The organism is Microlunatus antarcticus (assembly GCF_014193425.1).
Taxonomy (GTDB): Bacteria; Actinomycetota; Actinomycetes; order Propionibacteriales; family Propionibacteriaceae; genus Microlunatus; species Microlunatus antarcticus.
Map to the genome: position 1 here is coordinate 1 of NZ_JACHZG010000014.1, position 18,643 is coordinate 18,643.

At 73.1% G+C, this 18,643-nt stretch carries 18 protein-coding genes, 1 tRNA gene and 1 pseudogene; 9 read left to right on the forward strand and 11 right to left on the reverse strand.

Features of this window, described 5'->3' with window-relative positions; genetic code table 11:
• Both FHX39_RS20155 and FHX39_RS20160 read left to right on the forward strand, forming a co-directional pair.
• A pseudogene (locus FHX39_RS20155) lies at window positions 1-308 on the forward strand (ABC transporter ATP-binding protein); the annotation flags it as partial.
• A complete protein-coding gene (locus FHX39_RS20160) occupies window positions 305-2,221 on the forward strand; it encodes an ABC transporter ATP-binding protein (protein ID WP_183342685.1) in 1,917 nt (638 codons plus the stop codon). The pseudogene FHX39_RS20155 and the gene FHX39_RS20160, both read left to right, overlap by 4 nt.
• Before the next feature lie 64 nt (window positions 2,222-2,285).
• Here the strand turns inward: FHX39_RS20160 and FHX39_RS20165 are convergent, their stop codons facing one another.
• Genes FHX39_RS20165 through FHX39_RS20180 form a run of 4 tightly spaced genes read right to left on the reverse strand, consistent with a single transcriptional unit; the run spans window position 2,286 to window position 7,500 of the window.
• Window positions 2,286-4,250: a glycoside hydrolase family 127 protein gene (locus FHX39_RS20165; protein ID WP_183342687.1), complete on the reverse strand. Its 1,965-nt coding sequence runs from the start codon at window positions 4,248-4,250 to the stop codon at window positions 2,286-2,288.
• Between the two features lie 55 nt (window positions 4,251-4,305).
• Window positions 4,306-5,241, reverse strand: coding sequence for a carbohydrate ABC transporter permease (locus tag FHX39_RS20170; protein ID WP_198424104.1), 936 nt, complete (start codon window positions 5,239-5,241; stop codon window positions 4,306-4,308).
• Window positions 5,234-6,196, reverse strand: a complete 963-nt coding sequence (locus FHX39_RS20175; RefSeq protein ID WP_198424105.1) for a carbohydrate ABC transporter permease — start codon at window positions 6,194-6,196, stop codon at window positions 5,234-5,236. The genes FHX39_RS20170 and FHX39_RS20175 overlap by 8 nt, the downstream gene beginning before the upstream one ends.
• A gap of 14 nt (window positions 6,197-6,210) precedes the next feature.
• Complete coding sequence (locus tag FHX39_RS20180; RefSeq protein ID WP_183342689.1) at window positions 6,211-7,500, reverse strand: ABC transporter substrate-binding protein; 1,290 nt, start codon at window positions 7,498-7,500, stop codon at window positions 6,211-6,213.
• A gap of 163 nt (window positions 7,501-7,663) precedes the next feature.
• On the opposite strand from FHX39_RS20180, the gene FHX39_RS20185 reads away from it, so the two are divergent.
• The 3 genes from FHX39_RS20185 to FHX39_RS20195 are packed head-to-tail and all read left to right on the forward strand — an operon-like array spanning window position 7,664 to window position 9,887.
• On the forward strand, window positions 7,664-8,677 hold the full coding sequence (locus tag FHX39_RS20185) for a LacI family DNA-binding transcriptional regulator (protein ID WP_183342691.1): 1,014 nt from the start codon (window positions 7,664-7,666) through the stop codon (window positions 8,675-8,677).
• A gap of 9 nt (window positions 8,678-8,686) precedes the next feature.
• The gene (locus FHX39_RS20190; RefSeq protein ID WP_183342693.1) at window positions 8,687-9,331 is read left to right on the forward strand and encodes a hypothetical protein; all 645 of its coding nucleotides are present in this window, start codon (window positions 8,687-8,689) and stop codon (window positions 9,329-9,331) included.
• 40 nt (window positions 9,332-9,371) lie between these two features.
• Window positions 9,372-9,887, forward strand: a complete 516-nt coding sequence (locus tag FHX39_RS20195; RefSeq protein ID WP_183342695.1) for a gluconokinase — start codon at window positions 9,372-9,374, stop codon at window positions 9,885-9,887.
• Here FHX39_RS20195 and FHX39_RS20200 read toward each other — a convergent pair.
• A complete protein-coding gene (locus FHX39_RS20200; protein ID WP_183342697.1) occupies window positions 9,884-10,858 on the reverse strand; it encodes an NAD(P)H-quinone oxidoreductase in 975 nt (324 codons plus the stop codon). The two genes, FHX39_RS20195 and FHX39_RS20200, sit on opposite strands and share 4 nt — an antisense overlap.
• Window positions 10,859-10,889: 31 nt before the next feature.
• Here FHX39_RS20200 and FHX39_RS20205 point away from each other — a divergent pair.
• Window positions 10,890-10,976 (forward strand) — tRNA-Ser (locus FHX39_RS20205).
• A gap of 11 nt (window positions 10,977-10,987) precedes the next feature.
• On the opposite strand, the gene FHX39_RS20210 is transcribed toward FHX39_RS20205, so the two are convergent.
• The 4 genes from FHX39_RS20210 to FHX39_RS20225 all read right to left on the reverse strand — a co-directional run bounded on the left by FHX39_RS20210 (window position 10,988) and on the right by FHX39_RS20225 (window position 14,005).
• Window positions 10,988-11,884 carry an alpha/beta fold hydrolase gene (locus FHX39_RS20210; RefSeq protein WP_183342699.1) on the reverse strand — a complete coding sequence of 299 codons (897 nt, stop codon included), beginning with the start codon at window positions 11,882-11,884 and terminating at the stop codon, window positions 10,988-10,990.
• A 20-nt stretch (window positions 11,885-11,904) separates the two neighbouring features.
• Window positions 11,905-12,549, reverse strand: a complete 645-nt coding sequence (locus FHX39_RS21885; protein ID WP_332837007.1) for a TetR/AcrR family transcriptional regulator — start codon at window positions 12,547-12,549, stop codon at window positions 11,905-11,907.
• Between the two features lie 98 nt (window positions 12,550-12,647).
• Complete coding sequence (locus FHX39_RS20220) at window positions 12,648-12,836, reverse strand: antitoxin (protein ID WP_183342720.1); 189 nt, start codon at window positions 12,834-12,836, stop codon at window positions 12,648-12,650.
• 86 nt (window positions 12,837-12,922) lie between these two features.
• The gene (locus FHX39_RS20225) at window positions 12,923-14,005 is read right to left on the reverse strand and encodes an amidohydrolase family protein (protein WP_183342702.1); all 1,083 of its coding nucleotides are present in this window, start codon (window positions 14,003-14,005) and stop codon (window positions 12,923-12,925) included.
• A 66-nt stretch (window positions 14,006-14,071) separates the two neighbouring features.
• Here FHX39_RS20225 and FHX39_RS20230 point away from each other — a divergent pair, with 66 nt between their 5' ends.
• The 3 genes from FHX39_RS20230 to FHX39_RS20240 are packed head-to-tail and all read left to right on the forward strand — an operon-like array spanning window position 14,072 to window position 16,463.
• On the forward strand, window positions 14,072-15,019 hold the full coding sequence (locus tag FHX39_RS20230; protein WP_183342704.1) for a carbohydrate kinase family protein: 948 nt from the start codon (window positions 14,072-14,074) through the stop codon (window positions 15,017-15,019).
• A gap of 12 nt (window positions 15,020-15,031) precedes the next feature.
• Window positions 15,032-15,958, forward strand: coding sequence for a 1-phosphofructokinase family hexose kinase (locus tag FHX39_RS20235; RefSeq protein WP_183342706.1), 927 nt, complete (start codon window positions 15,032-15,034; stop codon window positions 15,956-15,958).
• A 37-nt stretch (window positions 15,959-15,995) separates the two neighbouring features.
• Window positions 15,996-16,463, forward strand: coding sequence for a hypothetical protein (locus FHX39_RS20240; protein ID WP_183342708.1), 468 nt, complete (start codon window positions 15,996-15,998; stop codon window positions 16,461-16,463).
• On the opposite strand, the gene cynS is transcribed toward FHX39_RS20240, so the two are convergent.
• Both cynS and FHX39_RS20250 read right to left on the reverse strand, forming a co-directional pair.
• Window positions 16,448-16,924: a cyanase gene (cynS, locus tag FHX39_RS20245; protein WP_183342710.1), complete on the reverse strand. Its 477-nt coding sequence runs from the start codon at window positions 16,922-16,924 to the stop codon at window positions 16,448-16,450. The two genes, FHX39_RS20240 and cynS, sit on opposite strands and share 16 nt — an antisense overlap.
• A 35-nt stretch (window positions 16,925-16,959) precedes the next feature.
• Window positions 16,960-18,549, reverse strand: a complete 1,590-nt coding sequence (locus FHX39_RS20250; protein ID WP_183342713.1) for an LCP family protein — start codon at window positions 18,547-18,549, stop codon at window positions 16,960-16,962.
• Window positions 18,550-18,643 lie beyond the last annotated feature (94 nt).

The following is an 18,643-nucleotide window of genomic DNA, read 5'->3' on the forward strand; positions in this document are numbered from 1 at the left end:
CCGGCGGCCAGCGCCAGCGTCTCGTCCTGGCCCGGGCGCTCGCGCTCGAGCCGGAGGTCCTCGTGCTCGTCGAGCCGACCTCGGCCGTCGACGCCCACACCGAGGCCGAGATCGGCGTACGGCTGCGTGCGGCCCGCGCCGGACGCACGACCGTCGTGGTGACTGCCTCCCCGCTGCTGCTGCACCGCGCCGACGACGTCGTCCTGCTCGTCGACGGCGTCGTCGCCGAGCGCGGCACGCACGAGCACCTGCTGCACTCCTCCCCGGCCTACCGCGCCGTCGTCGCCCGGGCGCTGGTCGACGCATGAGGGCGCTGACGGACTCGGTCGCCACCTGGAGCGACGCCGGCGTCGCCGAGCGCGTCCCGGCCGCGCTGCGGGTGCAGCACTCCGGGCCGCCCTGGCGCCGGATCTCCCGGCTGCGCGGGCGGCACCTCCTCCGCGCGCAGCGGGCCGAGGACTACTACGCGGCGTCGCTGCACCCGGACCGGGCGCTCCCGGTCGCCGACCGCGGCGTCGTCGGACGGTTCGCGCTCGACCTCGTCCGCACCCGCCGGCCGACCGTCGTCGCCCTGCTCGTGCTGCACGGCCTCGCCGCGCTCGCCGGGCTGGTCGTGCCCCGCTTCGTGGGCCGGCTGGTCGACGACGTCTCCGCGCCGGGCACCACGCTGGCGCAGGTCGACGCGCTGGCCCTCGCGGTCGCGGCCGTGGTCGTCGTGCAGGCGGTCCTGACCTTCCTCGCGCTGCGGACGTCGGTGATCTTCGGCCAGGACCTGCTGGCCTCGGCCCGCGAGTACGTCGTCGACACCGTGCTGGGCCTGCCGCTCGGCCGCGTCGAGTCCGCCAGCTCGGGCGACCTCGTCACCCGGGTGACCCGCGACGTGTCGACGATGAGCCAGAGCGTCCGCTACGGGCTGCCCGAGGCCGCGGTCGCGCTGGCGGCCACGATCCTGACCGTCGGCGCGATGCTCCTGAACTCCGTGCTCCTCGCCGCCCCGCTGATCCTGAGCGCGCCCGTGCTCGTGATCTCGGTCCGGCGCTACCTGCGCCGCGCGGCCCAGGGCTACGTGACCGAGGGCGGCACGTACTCCTTGATCAACACCTCGCTCACCGAGACCGTGGAGGGCGCCCGGACGGTCGAGGCGCTCGGTCTGCAGCACCGGCGCAACGGGGTCAACGACGCCGACATCGACGAGTCGTCGCAGGCCGAGCGCTACACGATGACCCTGCGGAACGTGCTGTTCGGCGCCCTGGGGATCGCCTTCGACAGCCCGCTCGTCCTCGTGCTCGCGCTCGGCGCGTACGGGGTCGCCCGCGGCTGGGTGACGCTCGGCCAGCTGACGGCGGCCACGCTCTACGTCCAGGCCCTGCGCGAGCCGCTGCAGCGCCTCATCCGCAACCTCGACCAGCTCCAGGTCGGCATCGCCTCCACCGCGCGCCTGCTCGGCGTGGCCGAGGTGCCGCAGGACCGCGAGGCCGGCGAGGCACGGCCGGACGGCAACCGGCTGGTCGGGACCGACCTCCGCTTCGCCTACCGCACCGGCCGCGACGTCCTGCACGGCGTCGACCTCGAGCTGCAGCCGGGCGAGCGGCTGGCGATCGTCGGCCCCAGCGGTTCGGGCAAGTCGACGCTGGGCCGCCTGCTCGCCGGGATCAACGGGCCCCGTACGGGGTCGGTGTCGGTCGGCGGGGTCGAGCTGCTCGACCTGCCGCTGCCCGTGCTCCGCACCGAGGTCGCGCTGGTCACGCAGGAGCACCACGTCTTCGCGGGGTCGTTGCGCGACAACGTCGTGCTGGCCCGCGAGGACGCCTCCGACGAGGTCGTGATCGAGGCGCTGCGGACCGTCGACGCCCTCGACTGGGTGGAACGTCTCCCGCGCGGCCTCGACACCCGCCTCGGCTCGGGCCAGCTCGAGCCGACGCCCGCGCAGGCCCAGCAGATCGCCCTGGCCCGCCTCGTCGTCGCCGACCCGCACACCCTCGTGCTCGACGAGGCGACCTCGCTGATCGACCCGACGACCGCCCGCCACCTCGAGGGGTCGATGGGCGCGCTGCTGCAGGACCGCAGCGTCGTCGCCATCGCCCACCGCCTGCACACCGCCCACGACGCCGACCGCATCGCCGTGGTCATCGACGGCCGCATCGCCGAGCTCGGCAGCCACGACGAGCTCGTCGCCCGCGACGGCGAGTACGCGCGCCTGTGGCGGGCCTGGACCAGCTGACCGGACCGTGGGGACGCTCCGACACCGCAGAGGTGCCGAGTCGTCCCCACTCCGGCTGGGGGGTCTACGAGGTGGGCGTCCAGATGCGCATCGCGCCCTCGGCGCGGTTGCCCCAGACGTAGTACGGCACCGCGGTGAGCTCGATCTCCGTCGTGGTGTCGGCGTCGGGCGCGGTGCTGTCCGCGTACGGCCACCAGCCCCGCTCGGCGCGGTCCCGGCGGACGCCCTGCACCGTCAGGGCGGTGACCTCGGCGGGGAGCCCGTCGAGCGGCGCGCCGGTCCGGACCTCCGCCGCGACGTCGATCGCCACGTCGTCGAGGCGCTGGCCCGGGTTGTCGACCGCCTCGAAGCAGTAGACGAGCGGTCCGCGCTCGACCGCGACGCTCGCCCGGTCGGCGTCGACGCGGTCGTCGGCCCGGGTGAGGCGGGGCTCCAGCGGCAGGTCGAGCACCAGCTCGTCGCCCGCGGCCCACTCCCGCGTCACCGTGACCCAGCCCTCGGCCGGCTCGACGGAGACGGCCTCGCCGTTGACGGAGACCGACGCCGTCCGCGCCCAGTGCGGCACGCGCAGGGTGAGGCCCCAGGTGCCGGGGGAGTCCTCGACCCGGACGTGCACCTGCCCGTCCCACGGGTAGCCGGTCTCGACGGCGACCGTGGCCTCGCCGGCCCCCGTCGTCGCGGTCCAGGTGCCCGTGACGAACTGGTGCACCGTCAGACCCTGCGCGCCGCCCAGGACGACGTAGTGCTCCAGCGACGCCAGGGTCCGCATGACGTTCGGCGGGCAGCAGGCGCACTTGAACCAGGGCTTGCGGGCGTAGTCGCGGTCGTTCCCGCCCTCGACGTGCCCGTCGCGCACCTGCAGCGGGTTGGCGTAGATGTAGCGCTGGCCGTCCAGCGACACCCCGGCCAGGAAGCCGTTGTAGAGGGTGCGCTCGATCAGGTCGGCGTAGCGCGCCTCGCCGGTGATCATGAGCATCCGCCACGAGAACATCACCGACGCGATGGCGGCGCAGGTCTCGCAGTAGCTGCGTTCGTTGGTCAGCTCGTACGGGTCGCCGAACGCCTCGTCGGTGTGGTGCGTGCCGATGCCCCCGGTGAGGTAGGTCTTGGTGGCGACCATCTCGTGCCACAGCCGTTCGGCGGCCGTGCGCAGCGACTCGTCGCCGTCCTCGACGTAGAGGTCGGCGACCCCGGCGAGGAGGTAGAGCTGGCGGACCGAGTGGCCCTCGACCGTCGGGGCGTCCCGGACGGGCAGGTGGTCCTGGAAGTAGTGCGAGCCGAAGCGGTCGGGACCGAGCACCCCGTGGCCGCGCCGGTCGACGAAGAAGCGGGCCGCGTCGAGGTAGCCCTGCTCGCCGGTCTCGCGGTAGAGCTCGACCAGCGCGGACTCGACCTCGGGGTGGCCGTCGATCCCGTCGACGCGTCCTTCGCCCGTCCCGAAGGACCGCACGACCAGGTCGGCGACGCGGCGCGCGACGTCGAGCACCCGCGGGTCCGCGTGCGTGCGGTGCAGCGCTACGGCCGCCTGGATCAGGTGGCCGGCGCAGTAGAGCTCGTGGCCCCAGGTGAGCTGGGCGAAGCGCTCGCCCGGGAACAGCACCTGGAAGTAGGAGTCGAGGTAGCCGTCGTCCTCCTGCGCCGAGGCCAGGAGCTTGGCCGAGGTGGTCAGGAAGTCCTCGAGCTGCGCCGCGGCGACGTCGTCCAGCTCCGGGTCGGCGAACGTCCAGCCGACCGCCTCGAGCCACTTGTAGAGGTCGCTGTCGAGGAACGGGAGGCTGCTGACGTACGCGCCCTCGGTCCGGACGCCGGCGGCCAGCTCGAGGTTGCTGAAGTTGCCCGCCTCGTGCAGGCGGTCCCACCCGACGGGGACGCTCACGTCGCGGTTGACCTGGCGGCGCTCGGCCCACAGCCCGCCGGTGATGCTCGAGCGGGCGGCGGGGACGAGCACGGTGCGGTTCGTCGCGGTGAGCCGGACGGGGCCGGCGGTGCTGGTCTGGGCGGCGGGCGGGGCGGTGTCGAGGTCGGTCATCGTCGTTCCTCACGGGTGCGGGGCAGGCAGGACAGGGGTCGTACGGGCGGTGGGCTCACTTGAGGGCGCCGTTGAGCATCCCGCTGACGTAGTAGCGCTGGAGCAGGACGTAGATCACCACGCAGGGCAGGACCGTCAGGGCGACCCCGGCCTCCAGGGCACCCCAGTTGACGGTGCCGAACTGGCCCGACGTCACCAGGGTCAGGGTCACCGGCAGCGTGAACTTGTCCTGGTCGGTCAGCAGGATCAGCGCGGCGAAGAACTCGTTCCAGCTGGCGAAGAAGGTCAGCAGCGCCGTGGTGATCACCCCGGGCATGACGATCGGCAGCATGATGTGGCGGAGCGCTCTGAGGATGCCGCAGCCGTCGACCAGCGCCGCCTCCTCGAGCGTCCCGGGCACCGCCGCGAACGAGTTGCGCATGATGAACAGCCCGAACGGCAGGTTGAACGTCACGTAGACGATCGTCAGGCCGACCAGCGAGTTGTTCAGCCCGAGCGTCTTCAGCACCATGAACAGCGGCGTGATGATCGCCTGGAACGGGATCATGAACGTCGCCAGGATGGCGAAGAAGACGATGTTGCTGCCGGGGAACCGGGCCCGCGCCAGCGCGTAGCCGGCCAGCGTCGCCACGACCACCGTCAGCACGGTGGCGGCCAGCGTGACCATGACGCTGTTCAGCAGGTTGCCGAAGACGTTGAGCCCCTGCACGCTGGACAGGCGGGTGAAGTTGTCCAGCGTCGGCGCGTGCGGGAAGACCGTCGGCGGGATCTGCGCCTGCTCGACGGGGCCCTTGAGCGCCATCGAGAGCATCACGAAGAGCGGGTAGAGGAACGCGACCGCCAGGCAGAGGCACACGACCCACCAGGCGAGCGCGGGCATCGAGGCCCGGACCTCGCGCAGGAAGCCCGGCTTCGTCCGCCCGTCGTCCCGTGCACGGGCCGAGGCACGGGGAGCCGTACGGGCGTGCCTCGCCGTCGCGGTGTCAGCCATGGTCGGTGTTCCTCAGCAGCAGCATCTGCACGGCGCTGACCACGGCGAGGACGACCATCAGGAAGACGGACAGCGCGGCGCCGTAGCCGAGCTTGAACGAGATGAACGAGGTGCGGTAGATCGCGTACACGGCCGTGATGGTCGAGTTCGCGGGGCCGCCGTTGGTCATGATGAAGAACTGGTCGAAGGCCAGCAGCGAGCCCGCCACCGAGAAGACCAGCACCAGCGCCAGCGTCGGGCGCAGCAGCGGCAGGGTGATGTACCGGAACCCCTGCCAGCGGCTCGCACCGTCGATGCGGGCCGCCTCGGTGACCTCGTCGGGGATGGACTGCAGGCCGGACAGGAGAAGCAGCATCTGCAGCCCGACGACCTTCCAGGTGACCATCCCGACGACCATGAGCAGAGCGCCCCAGGTCCCGGCGAAGATGTTCCCGTCGGCGGGGACGACCCCGGCCCGCCGCAGCAGGTCGAAGAGCGGGCCGATCCGCGACTGCCCGAGGTAGAGCCAGAGGAACGACCCCGACGCCAGGCCGATGCACACGGGCATGAAGTAGATCGACTGGAAGACCCGGGCCGCCCGGACCTTGCGGCGGACGAGCAGCGCCATCCCCAGCCCGATCAGGAACAGCACCGGCGTGATCACCACCGTGTAGACCAGGGTGAACTTCATGGCCGTCCGGAAGCCCGGGTCGGCCACCGCGCGCACGTAGTTGTCCAGCCCGATGAAGCGGTGCCGCCCGAGCAGGGGCCAGTTGTGCAGCGAGATCCAGAACGTCATCACCAGCGGCACCACGAAGAACGCGACGATCAGGACGATCGCCGGGCTCGCCATGGCCAGCCCCACGAGGGCCCGTCGGCGACCGACCCGCATCCCCCGGCGCGCCGCGGTGAGCGGCGCGCCAGGGGTGCCGGGAGCACCGCGGGACCCGGAGGCCTCCTCGACGATCGCGGTCATGAGGGTGCGCCCTCCTAGCCCGCGTCGATCAGGGACTGGGCCGACGTCTGCCCGGTCGCCTGCGCCGAGGCCAGGTCCGGCCCGAAGACCGCGTCGTTGATCATCTTGGCCCAGGGGCCGTTGTTGTCGTTGAAGACGGCGTTCTCGACCGTGCTGTACGGCGTCTTCCCCGTCGCCATCAGGTCGCCGAACACCTTGTACGGCTCGCCCTGGCTGGCGTAGATCGTCGGGACCAGGTCGGTGCGGACCGGCACGCTGCCGTTCTTGGCCAGGAAGGTCTGCGCCTCGGTGTCGGTGGCCCACTTCACGAACTCGCTCGCGCCGGCCTCGTTCTTGGTGCCGTTGATCACCGAGATGACGTCGCCGCCGGCGAAGGAGGCGGTCCCGCCGTCCTTGCCCGGGATGGGGGTCACGCCGAAGTTGATCTTCGCCTTCTCGATCGAGGGGATCGCGAACGCCCCGAGCGTGATCATGCCGACCTTGCCGGAGGTGAAGAGCGGGATCTGCTGCGTGCCGCCGTCGTTCTTGGACGCGCTCGAGACCGAGCCGTCCTCCCACATGCCGCGGTAGAGCCCGAGCGCGTCCGTCACGGCCGGCGAGCCGAGCTGGGCCTGCTTGCCGTCCTCGCTGAGCACGTCGCCGCCGCTCGCCCAGACGTGCGGGGCGAACTCGAAGACGTTGCACCCGCCGCACGCGCCGGCGAAGGTGAAGCCGTAGTAGTCGCTGCCGAGCGCGCGGATCTTCTTGGCGTCGTCCCGCATCTCGGCGTACGTGGTCGGCGGCGCGGCGATCCCGGCCTTCTCGAAGAGGTCCTTGTTGTAGTAGACCGCCGACGCCTCCGCCGTGAACGGCAGCGCGTACGTCTTGCCCTCGAAGGTGCTGAGGCGCTGGTGCGACGGGCTCAGCGAGCCCTTGTACGGCAGTGAGTCGGCGAGCTCGGTGATGTCCTCGAGCGCTCCCGCCGAGGCGAAGTAGGGCGCGTAGACGAGGTCGATCGAGGAGACGTCGGGCCCGGACCCGGCGGCCGCGGCCGTGCCCAGCTTCTGCACGAAGCTCGAGTTGGGGATGATCGTGACCTTCGCCTTGACCTGGTGGCTGGCGTTGAAGAGGTCCACGAGCTGGCTCATGAAGCCCTGCTGCGAGTCCCGGGCCCAGATCGTGATCTCGCCCGTCGCCGGACCGCTGCTGACGTCCCCGCCGCCGGAGCCACCCCCGGAGTCACCCCCTCCACCGCAGGCGGTCGCCAGCAGCGTGACGGCGGCCAGGCCTACGGCCAGCCCTCGGGCTCTTGCTCTGATGGTCATCGGGTCTCCTGGCGTCGGCGTCGTCGCGGCCCGTGGTCGGGCAGAACGGAAACATCGGAAATCGGTTTCCGCGGACGCTAACCGGTCGGGTGCCGATCGGTCAACCCTGTGGTAGTCATGGGTCTCACCTCCCAGCCGGGGGACACGGAAGGAGGCCGGCGGAATGGTCCGGAACGACGCCGTGCCCACCGTGCGCGACGTGGCGCAGCTCGCCGGGGTCTCGCCCGGGACCGTGTCGAAGGCGCTCAACGGGCAGGGCCAGCTGCGCGAGGAGACCCGGCAGCGGGTGCTCGACGCGGCGGAGAAGCTGCGGTTCCAGCCCAACCGGGTCGCCCGCAGCCTGTCGGAGGGCCGCACCTACACGGTCGGGATGCTGACCAGCGACAGCTTCGGGCGCTTCACCCTGCCCCTCATGGAGGGGATCGAGGACAGCCTCGGCGCCGGGCAGGTGTCGACCCTGCTCTGCGACGGGCGCGGCGACCCGCTGCGCGAGCGCCACTACATCACCGAGCTGCTGAACCGGCGGGTCGACGGGATCGTGGTGACGGGTCGGCGACCGGACGCCCGCCGTACGGTCGGGCGGCTCCCCATCCCCGTCGTCTACGCCCTGTGCCGCTCCGACGACCCGGGCGACCTGACCGTGACGATGGACGACGAGCAGGGGGCCCGGCTCGCGGTCGAGCACCTGGCCGCCCTCGGCCGGACGCGGCTGGCGTACGTGAGCGGTCCGCAGCACCACCTCTCCACCCGGCTGCGTCAGCAGGGCTTCGAGCGGGCGGCTGCCGGCGCGGGCGTCGAGGTCGCCGACGTGCTGCTCGGGCACTGGAGCGAGGCGTGGGGGAGGACCGCGGCCGGGCTGCTGGCGCGGCGACCGGAGGGCGCGCGGGTCGACGGCGTCTTCTGCGGCAGCGACCAGATCGCCCGCGGCCTCACCGACGGGCTCCGCGAGGCCGGTGTCCGGGTGCCGGTCGAGGTCTCCGTCGTGGGGTTCGACAACTGGGACGTGATGGTGGAGGCGGCGCGGCCCACCCTGACCACGGTGGATCCCGGGCTCGTCCGGCTCGGCCGCGAGTCCGCGAGTCGGCTCCTCACGGCCATCGACGGCGGCGAGCCCGGCCAGGGCGTGGTCGCGCTGCCCTGCCGGCTCGTGCTGCGGGGGTCGTCGGTCCCGACCTAACCTGGCGGGGTGGACGCGACCGAGACGCCGGAGGGTGCCGCGCCCCGCACCGACCGCCGCCGGCTCGTCCTGCTGGCCCTCGCGGCCGCGGTGGCCGTGGCCGCCCTGGTCGTGTCCGTCCTCGGGCTCTCCGCCCCGCCCCGCGTCCCGTCCTCGTACGCGGGCGGCGGCTCGGCCCTGCCGCCCTGGCCCGCGCCGGTCGACCCCGCGGAGGGCGTCCGCGCCGCCGGCCTCACGGCCGCGCCGTCCGAGGGGATGGTGCAGCACTTCCACGTGCACCTCGACCTGCTCGTCGACGGCCGTCCGGTGACCGTGCCGGCCAACCTGGGCATCGACGTGCCCCAGCAGCTCTACGCCGAGCTCCACACGCACGCCGAGACCGGGGTCGTGCACGCGGAGGCGGGCGACGCGGAGACGACGTTCACGCTCGGCCAGCTCTTCGTCGAGTGGGGCGTCCGGCTCGACGAGAGCCACCTCGGCGGCCTGGAGGTCGGCCCGGACCGGCACCTCTACGCGTACGTCGACGGCCGTCCGCTCACCGGCGACCCGGCGCTGCTGCGGCTGGTCGACCACCAGGAGATCGTCCTGGCCTTCGGGTCCGAGCCGCCGGCCACGGTGCCGTCGACCTTCGACTTCGTCGCCAACCCCACCTGACAGAGTGGGGCGCCCGACCGGACCCCGAGGAAGACCCGCCATGCCGACCACGCCACCGCCCGTCCTCGTCGTCATGGGCGTCTCGGGCACGGGCAAGTCGACCGTCGCCGGGCTCCTCGCCGGCCATCTCGGCTGGCCGCTGGAGGAGGGCGACGACCTGCACCCCGAGGCCAACGTGGCCAAGATGGAGCAGGGCATCCCCCTCACCGACGACGACCGCTGGCCGTGGCTCGACACGATCGGGGCGTGGATCGACGAGCAGGGCCGCCGGGGCGAGCCCGGCATCATCACGTGCTCGGCGCTGAAGCGCGCCTACCGCGACCGGCTGCGTCGCCCCAACGTCGTCTTCGTCCACCTGGCCGGCACCCGCGACACGATCACGCGCCGGATGGCCGCCCGTTCGGGCCACTTCATGCCGCTCAGCCTCCTCGACTCCCAGCTCGCGACCCTGGAGGTCCCGGGCCCCGACGAGCAGGTGATCACGGTGAACCTCGGCGGCACGCCCCAGGAGGAGGTCGCCGTCGTCCTGTCCGCGCTGCCGGCGCTGACGCGCTAGGCGACCTTCAGGACGATCTTCCCGACGTTGTCGCCCGACTCGAGGGCCCGGTGCGCGTCGGCGACGTCGTCGAGCGCGTACGTGGTGAGCGGCGTCGGCCGGATCGTCCCGTCGGCGAGCAGCGGCCAGACCTCGGCGGCCACGTGGCGGCAGATGTCGGCCTTCTGGTCCAGCGGACGGCCGCGCAGGGAGATGGCGGCCACGGTGCCGCGCTTGGCCAGCAGCGCGCCGAGGTCGATCGTGCCGGTGCGTCCGCCCTGGAAACCGATCACGACCAGCCGGCCGTCGGGGGCCAGCAGGCCGACGTGGGCCTCGAGGTACTTGGCGCCCATGTTGTCGAGGACGACGTCCACACCGCGGCCGTCCGTGACGCCCCGGATCTGCGCGGCCCAGTCGTCGCGGTAGGAGAACGCGTGGTCGGCGCCGAGGTCGCGGCAGTGACCGAGCTTGGCCTCGCTGCCTGCGGTGGCGATCACGGTCGCGCCCAGCGCCTTCGCGTACTGGATGGCGAACGACCCGATCCCGCCCGCGCCGCCGTGCACCAGGAACGTCTCGCCCGAGGCCAGGTGCGCGTACGCCAGCGTCGACCAGACCGTCGCCGCGACCTCCAGCACGCCCGCTGCGTCGACGAGGTCGTAGCCCGGCGGCGGGGCGACGGCCTGGCCCGCCGGCACGACGACCTGCTCGGCGTACCCGCCGCCGGCCAGCAGGGCGACGCACGGCTGCCCGACCTCCAGCCCGTCGACGTCCGGCCCCAGCGCCGTCACGTGGCCCGACACCTCGAGCCCGATCGTCTCGCTCGCCCCGGGCGGCGGCGGGTAGTGGCCCTCGCGCTGCATGAGGTCGGCCCGGTTCACCCCGGCGGCGACGACGGTGACGAGCACCTCGCCTGGCCCCGGCTCGGGCGCGGGGACGTCCTCCACCCGCAGGACGTCGGGACCACCGGGCTCAGCGACGACGACAGCACGCACGCCGTCAGCCTGCCACTAGGGTGATGCCCCGGGCGGGGTCGCATAGTGGACGAGTGCAGACGCCTTGAAAGCGTCCGAGCGGGAGACCGCTCCGTGGGTTCGAATCCCACCTCCGCCGCCTGACCGCCCTCAGCGGGCGACGAGCCCGCGGACGTACGCCGCCACCTCGCCGGGCGCCTGCTCGGCCATGAAGTGCCCCGCCTGGATCGGCTGGAACGTGAGGTTCGGCGCCCAGGCGCCCCAGAGCGCGGCGGCGTCGAAGCCCAGCTGGCCGCCCCAGTCCTGCGACAGGACACCGACCGGCATCGTGAGCTGGCGACCGGCCGCGCGGTCGGCCCGGTCGTGGTCGAGGTCGATGCCCGCGGAGGCCCGGTAGTCGGCGACGATCGACGGCACCGCCGCCGCGGACGCCGCCAGGTAGTGACGGCGTACGTCCGCCGGGATCGTCGCGTCGTCGGTGCCCCACGCGTCGAGGAACGAGGCGAAGAAGCGGTCGGCGGTCGCCTCGATCATCGCCTCGGGCAGCCCCGGCGGCTGGGCCATCAGGTAGAGGTGCCAGGCCACCGCCGCCTGGACGCCGTGGAGCACGTCCCACATGTCCAGGGTCGGCAGGACGTCCAGGACCCCGAGGTGGGTGACGACGTCCGGGTGGTCGAGCCCGGCGCGGACCGCGACGAGGGCGCCCCGGTCGTGGCCCACGAGCGCGAAGCGGGCGTGGCCGAGGGCGGCGGCGACGGCCACCACGTCGGCCGCCATCGTCCGCTTGGCGTAGACGTCCGGGCCGGTCGCCGCCGGCTTGTCGCTCGCGCCGTAGCCCCGCAGGTCGGGGCACACCACGGTGAAGTCCGCGGCGAGCTCGCGGGCGACGTGACGCCACATCAGGTGGGTCTGCGGGAAGCCGTGGAGCAGCACCACCGGGGGCCCGGAGCCGCCGACGGCGACGGAGAGCTCGACGCCGTCGGCACCGCGGATGCGCTGGTGGTCGAAGGAGTCGATCGTGAGGTCGGATGTCGTGAGGTCGGACAAGGTGCGTGCTCCTGGAGGTCTCAGAGGTGCGAGCTGGCGAAGATGGCGGGACGGAGGTCGGTCGCGACGGGCGTGGGCCGGGCCAGCGCGGGCAGCAGGACGGCGTCGACCAGGTGCTCGAGGTAGGCCTGGTCGACCGGGAGGCCGTTGAGGACGCGGAGGATCAGCACGGAGCCGGTGACCTCCTCGAAGGCAAAGGGGTCGGCGTTCTCGGGCACCTCACCCCGCGCCACGGCACGGTCCAGGACCTCGGGCGGGAGCGCCGCACCGGTGGGGCCGACGGTCTCCTCGAGCAGGCGGCACAGCTCGGGGTCCTCGAGCCCGGCCTGCAGCAGGCCGAGCACCAGGCCGCCCTCGGAGGAGCGGAGCGTGCGGAGGAGGTGCTCGCAGAGGGCGAGCAGGTCGCCGCGCAGCGAGCCGGTGTCGACCACGAGCTCGGCCGACGCGGGACCGGCCTTGACCGCCGCGACGACGAGGTCGCGCTTGGTGGCCCAGCGGCGGTAGACGGTCGCCTTGGACGCGCCGGCCCGGCGGGCCACGGCCTCCATCGAGAGGCGGGCGTAGCCGACCTCGGACACGAGCGCGAGGACGGCCTCGAGGATGGCCGCCTCGCGGGCCGGGTCGCGTGGGCGGCCTGGCGCGCGGGACTCAGATGGATACGACACGTTCCGTATCGTAACCCACCAGAGCGGAGACGAGAACGGGAAGGATCCGACCGCGAGTAGGCGGTCAGATCCTTCCCGGTGCTGCTGTCCGGCTGAGGTCAGGCCGGGGGCTGCTGCTGGCCGAGGCGGTCCTTGACGGCCTCCTGGGCCTTGTCGACCTGGCTCGCGTGCTGGCCGCCGGTGCGCGCGTCGACCGCGTCGCCCGCCTTGTCGATGCCCTGGTCGACCTTGTCCGGGTGGTCCGCGGCCAGGTCCTTGGCCTTGTTCACGATGTCGCCGAGACCCATGATCGTTCCTTCCGTCGCGGCGCTCCTGGCGTCGGCGGGGTGCCGGCGCAGGACGTCCGTCGAACGGCACCGGTCTACCACCCCGGTCAGAGCCCGAGGAACCTCAGGGCGTTGTCGCGGTAGACCGCGGGCAGGAGGTCCGCGTCGAGGGCGAGGCCGGAGACCGTCCAGCGCCCCTGGCTCGGGACGTCGCGGCCGGGGTCGTAGCCGAAGCTCTCGTCGGCGGTCTCGAGGAACCGGTAGTGCAGCCGGAACTGCTCCGCCGTCGCCGGGTAGATGTCGGTGCCGAAGAGCACCTGGTCCGGGTGGTCGCGCACGAGCCGGGCGAAGCGGCGCGGCTGACGCCCCAGCTCGGCCATGCGCCCCGCGACGTCGATGGCGTAGTGCGGGGCCGCCGCCAGCAGCCGCTCGACACGGTCCAGGTCCTCGGCCGCGCAGCCCGCGTGCGCGCCGACGAAGCGGGTCTGCGGGCAGGCCAGGACGAGGGCCGCGTGGGCGTCGAGCAGGGCGTCGAAGGTGGGGAAGCGGTCGCGGTCCCCGAACCACCAGTCCCGGTGCAGGGCCAGCTCCTCGAGGCGCTCGTTGTGCGCGTCCAGCGGGGTGAAGAACGCGACCGGGTCGGCGGTGTGGATCAGCACCGGCAGGCCGAGGTCGCCGGCGTACGCGATCACCTCGACCACGCGCGGGTCGTCCGGGCTCACGAGCGAGCCGTCGACGTCGGTCACCCGGAGCCCGAGCTCCTTCCACACCTTCAGCCCGCGGGCGCCGCGCTCGCGGCTCTCGGCGAGCGACCGCTTCAGCACCTCGACCCCGTCCGGCTCGGCGATCCGAGCCCAGTCGAGCTGGCAGAACGTCACGAACCGGCCGGCGTACGCGGCGTCGTACCGCTTGACGTTGGCCGTGACCTCGTCGCCCCACATCCCGTCGAGGTTGACGACCGTCGCCACGCCGCAGGCGTCCATCGTCGCGACCAGGGCCCCGGGGTCCTCGATCATCCAGGGGCTGGCAGGCCAGTTCCCGGGCGTCAGCCACCGACCGAGGTGGTTGTGCACGTCGACCGCGGGCACCGCTGGACGCTCGACCACGGTCTCGGGCGCGCGCAGCTGCTGGCGCGGGCGCCAGTCGGTGAGCGGGAGCCGCCGCAGCGTGTCCCAGTCCGGCTCAGACATCCTCGACCTTCGTCCGTACGGCGGGTGGTCGCCCGGTCCGGCCGAGCGATGAGAGATCCTCCCACCATGGACGTCCTCGTGGTCGGCGACGCGAACCCCGACCTGGTGCTGGCCGGCAACGCGGTGCCGCGGTTCGGGCAGGCCGAGCAGCTCCTCGACCGTGCCGACCTGGTCCTCGGCGGCAGCGCCGGCATCATGGCCGCCGGCCTGGCCCGGCTCGACGTCGCGACCGGTCTCGCCGCCGTCGTGGGGGAGGACGCGTTCGGCGACCTGGTGCTGACGCGGCTGGCCGAGCGCGGGGTGGACGTCACGACGATCGCGCGGGACCCCGACCACCCGACGGGGCTCTCGGTGATCCTGCTGGCCGACGACGCCCCCGCCGCCGACCGCGCCATCCTGACGCTGCCCGGGACGATCCCGCGGCTCCGCGCCGACCACGTCCGCGCGTCGGTCGAGGCCCACCGGCCTCGGCACGTGCACGTCGCGTCGTACTTCCTGCAGCCGGCGCTCGCCGCCGAGCTGCCCGGGCTGCTCGCCTGGCTGCACGACCGCGGGGTGTCGACCAGCCTCGACACCAACTGGGACCCCGCCGGGCGGTGGGCCGGCCTCGGGCGGGTGCTGAGCCTGGTCGACGTGTTCCTGCCGAACGAGGCCGAGGTCGTGGCCGTCGCGGCGGCGCTGGGCGCCCGCACCGCCGATCCGGCCGAGGCGGCGGCCGCGCTCGCGTCGGCCGGCTGCCGCGTCGTGGTCAAGCAGGGGGCGGCGGGTGCGCTGTCGGTCGCCCCGGAAGGTGCGGCGGCCTCGGCCGTTCGCGTCGACGCGGTGCCGGTGGAGCCCCGGGATAGCACGGGGGCCGGCGACAGCTTCGACGCCGGCTACGTCGCCGCGCTGGTCTCCGGGGTCGAGGACGAGGCGGAACGGCTGCGCTGGGCCGCCGTGACCGGCGCCCTCTCGACCAGGGCGAGCGGCGGCACGGCGAGCCAGGCGGTGCGGTCCGAGGTCGTGGCGGTCTGAGATCGTGAGCGGGTGATCCACGCGCTCGGGCTGAGTCCCTCCCTGGACGTGGTCTACGTCCTCGACGCCGTCACCACCGGCACGATCCACCGGCCACGTTCCGTGGTGCGGCTGGCCGGCGGCAAGTCGCTGAACGTCGCCCGCGCCCTCGCCCGGCTGGGTCGCCCGGTACGCGCGGTCGCCCCGCTCGCCGGTCCGCTCGGCGACCTCGTGGCCGACCTGCTCGAGCCCACCGGGGTCGAGCTCGTCCGGCTGTCGACCACGGCGCCCACCCGGATGTGCGTCAGCGCCGCCGACGAGACGGCGGGCACGCTGACCGAGTTCTACGAGGTCGCCCCGCCGGCCGACGGGACCGAGCTGGACCAGGTCGACGCCGCCCTCGCGGACGTGGCGCCGGGGGACTGGCTGGTCCTCTCCGGCAGCGTCCCGCCGGGGGTCGACCTGGACCTCCTCGTCGCGCTGCTGGCCGGCGTCCGTGAACGGGGTGCGCGCCTCGTCGTGGACACCCACGGTCCGGTCCTGCCGCTCCTGCTCGAGGTCGCCGCTCCCGACGTGGTCAAGATCAACCGCTCCGAGGCCGCCGAGCTCGTGGGTCGGGACCCGGCCGACCTCGAGGAGCTGGGCGCTGCCGTGCGGGCCGCCGGGGCGGGCGTCCTCGTCCTCACCGACGGGTCGGCCGGCGCGGTCAGCTGGGACGACGACGGGACGTGGCGGGTCACCACCGACGCGGCGCCCGGCGGGTTCCCGGTCGGCAGCGGCGACTGCTTCCTCGCCGGGCTCGTCGCCGACCTCGCGTCCGACGTACGCCTGCCCGACGCACTGGTGACCGCCGCGGCCGTCGGCGCCGCGAACGCGGCCGTCCCCGGCGGCGCCCTCTTCGACGACGCCACGCTGGCCCACCTCAGGGCGCGGACGCGTGCCGCTAGGGTTCACGCGTGACGTGCAGCGAGCGGTCCGCCGAGGCCTCGATCCACGCGTGAGCACCCCCACGCCCGCGCGGGAGGCCCGCTTCGTCCTCGCCGCCCCGCCGCCCGTCCGCGCGCTCGCCATCTCGTCCGCGCTCGTGGTCGTCGGCGTCCTGCTGCTCGTCCTGACCAGCGCGTACGCGTGGCCGGTCGGGGTCCTCGTGCTGTCGGTCGTCCTCGTCGTGCTCGGGGTCGGGCTGGCCCTCACCGCGCTCGTCCTCACCCGCCGGATCCGCAGCGTCGTGCTGTCCACGCCCGACGCGATCACCGTCGAGCACGGCAGCGACCGGCACGCGCTGAAGTGGTCCGAGGTCGGCGAGGTCCGCGTGGTCGGGCACCGGCTCGTGCTCACCCGCAAGGAGGGCGAGGGCAGCGTCAGCGTCCTCAACCCCCGGATGCGCGCCAACCCGACGTTCCTCGCGCTGATGTCCGAGGTGCAGCAGCGCCTCGACGCCGACCGGGGCTACTCGCCGCTCTGAGAACCGCCGCCCTCGTCTGTCGGCCAGGCGTAGGGCAGGAACTTCCCGTCGAAGGTGACGACGACGTGCTCGGCCCCGTCGTGCTCCGTGTGCCCGATGTCGAGCCTGAAGTTGATCGCGCTCATGATGCCGTCGCCGAACTCCTCGTGGATCAGCTCCTTGAGCGCGGGCCCGTAGACCTGCAGGGCCTCGTAGAAGCGGTAGATCGTCGGGTCGGTCGGCACGGCGGTGGGCAGCCCGCCGCGGTAGGGCACCGTCGCGAGGATGGGCACGGCCTCGTCCGGCAGGTCGAGCAGGGCGGCCACCGCAGCCGCGTCCGCGGGCGTCAGCGGGTGCTGCCCCAGGAGCGCGGCCGTGGTCCAGACCTTGGGTCGACCGATGTGCTCGGCGATCGCGTTCCAGGTCAGGCCGCGGCCGATCCGGGTGGTGACGATCAGCTCGGTGACGTCGCTGCGGTTCATGACGTCACCGTAGGGCTCGGCGCAGCCGGTCCCGGCTAGCCCGTGTAGGGACGCGCGGTCGCGGCGACCTTCGGGTCGTACTTGCAGGTGCTGTCGACGTCCTCGCTCGTCGGCGCGGACTTGTTAGAGCCGCTGCTGGCGCCCGTCGTCTTGGCCGGCGTGTCGTCGTCCTTGGCCTCGTCGATCGCCTTCTTGACCCGCGACCGCATGAGCGAGAAGTCGGGGTTCGTCGACAGGAAGCCGTTCACGCCGTTCTTGAAGACGATGCTGCGGACGTTGCCCTTCTTGACCTTGAGGCTCAGGTCGACCATCGCCGGCAGGATCTCCTGCGGGATGTCGGTGTAGACGATCGACTTGCTCGCGTTCGCGATGTCCTCGTAGCGGGTCAGCACGTTCGCCGGGTTGGCCTGCTTGATCATCGCGTTGATGACGCAGCGCTGGCGGTCCATCCGGGCGAAGTCGTCCGAGCCGTAACGGCCACGGGCGTACCAGAGGGTGCTGCGGCCGTCGAGCTTTTGGTCCGGGCCCGGCTTGAGGAACTCCTTCGGCGGGATGTGCAGGTCGGTGTTCCCGCCGATCGGGATGTAGGTGTTGACGTTGAGCCGCACCCCGCCGAGGGCGTCGACCATCTTCGAGAAGCCCTGCAGGTTGATCAGGACGTAGTAGTCGACCTTGAGCCCGAGCGCCTGCCCGACGCTGAGCTTCATGACGTCGGCGCCGAGGTTGTCGGTCTTGCCGAGGGCGTCCTTGCCCACCTTGACGGGCACGTCGCGGTACATCGCGTTGAGGAAGAACTCGGCGTTGTTCGGGTCGCCGTCGGTGAAGCCGTTGGGGTACGCGCGCTTCAGCGGCGAGTCCGACGGGAACGGCATCCGCGCGGTGTTCCGCGGCAGGCTGAAGAGCGTCGTGTCACCGGTCTTGGTGTCGATGCTGGCCAGGATGACGGTGTCGGTCCGGGTGCCGACGCGACCCTTGCCGGCGTCGCCGCCCAGCAGCAGGATGTTCAGCCGGGCCTGGTCCGCCCAGGGGTCGGTCTGCTGCTCCTTGTCGCCGGCGTGCGTCGCCTGGAGCGTCGGGCGGGTCGCGCTGTTGGTGTCGGCCGAGCTCTGGAAGACGGTGCCGACCAGCCCCGCCGAGACGTACGCGGTCCGCGCGGCGACCGCCATCGGGGCCGCGACCGCGAAGGCCAGGACGCCGACGAGGAGCCCGCCGAGGACGCGCTGCGAGCGGGTGGGCCGGTGGCGCAGGGCGAGGTGGGTCGCGACGACGACGACGACCCAGAGGGCCGCGACCACGAGCAGCACGATCGTGAGCCGGCGCAGCATGACGGGGTCGACGCCGATCGAGACCAGGGCGTCGCGGTCCACGAGTGCGGCGAGCCCGAGGGCCACCAGGGTCAGGACGAACAGGGCCAGCACGACCGACCCGACGACGCGGCGCCCGGCGGCGATCAGCCCGACGCCCGGCACGACGGTGCCCAGGACGGTGAAGCCGACGGTGCGCCGGAAGTCCTCGTTGCGGGGGAGGGCGTGGCGCGCGGCCGGCGTCGAACCACCCTCGGGGCGGGACCAGTTCCAGCCGGAGCCCGACGCGTCGGGGTCGGCGGGGGTCTTGTCCTCCGGCATGCACACGTCCTTCTGGGCTCGGCGACGGCGCGCCGGTTGCGTTCAGATTCGATTCAGGGTACGTGTCGGCAGGTCAGGACGCCATTTCACCCGC

Excerpts from the sequence above, each read along its gene's own strand:
- FHX39_RS20195 (WP_183342695.1), top strand. The coding sequence starts at position 9,372 with ATGCCGACCACGCCACCGCCCGTCCTCGTCGTCATGGGCGTCTCGGGC.
- FHX39_RS20220 (WP_183342720.1), bottom strand. The coding sequence starts at position 12,836 with ATGGGTCTCGGCGACATCGTGAACAAGGCCAAGGACCTGGCCGCGGAC.
- FHX39_RS20230 (WP_183342704.1), top strand. The coding sequence starts at position 14,072 with ATGGACGTCCTCGTGGTCGGCGACGCGAACCCCGACCTGGTGCTGGCC.
- FHX39_RS20250 (WP_183342713.1), bottom strand. The coding sequence starts at position 18,549 with ATGCCGGAGGACAAGACCCCCGCCGACCCCGACGCGTCGGGCTCCGGC.
- cynS (WP_183342710.1), bottom strand. The coding sequence starts at position 16,924 with ATGAACCGCAGCGACGTCACCGAGCTGATCGTCACCACCCGGATCGGC.
- FHX39_RS20225 (WP_183342702.1), bottom strand. The coding sequence starts at position 14,005 with ATGTCTGAGCCGGACTGGGACACGCTGCGGCGGCTCCCGCTCACCGAC.
- FHX39_RS20180 (WP_183342689.1), bottom strand. The coding sequence starts at position 7,500 with ATGACCATCAGAGCAAGAGCCCGAGGGCTGGCCGTAGGCCTGGCCGCC.
- FHX39_RS20165 (WP_183342687.1), bottom strand. The coding sequence starts at position 4,250 with ATGACCGACCTCGACACCGCCCCGCCCGCCGCCCAGACCAGCACCGCC.
- FHX39_RS20185 (WP_183342691.1), top strand. The coding sequence starts at position 7,664 with ATGGTCCGGAACGACGCCGTGCCCACCGTGCGCGACGTGGCGCAGCTC.
- FHX39_RS20175 (WP_198424105.1), bottom strand. The coding sequence starts at position 6,196 with ATGACCGCGATCGTCGAGGAGGCCTCCGGGTCCCGCGGTGCTCCCGGC.
- FHX39_RS20160 (WP_183342685.1), top strand. The coding sequence starts at position 305 with ATGAGGGCGCTGACGGACTCGGTCGCCACCTGGAGCGACGCCGGCGTC.
- FHX39_RS20170 (WP_198424104.1), bottom strand. The coding sequence starts at position 5,241 with ATGGCTGACACCGCGACGGCGAGGCACGCCCGTACGGCTCCCCGTGCC.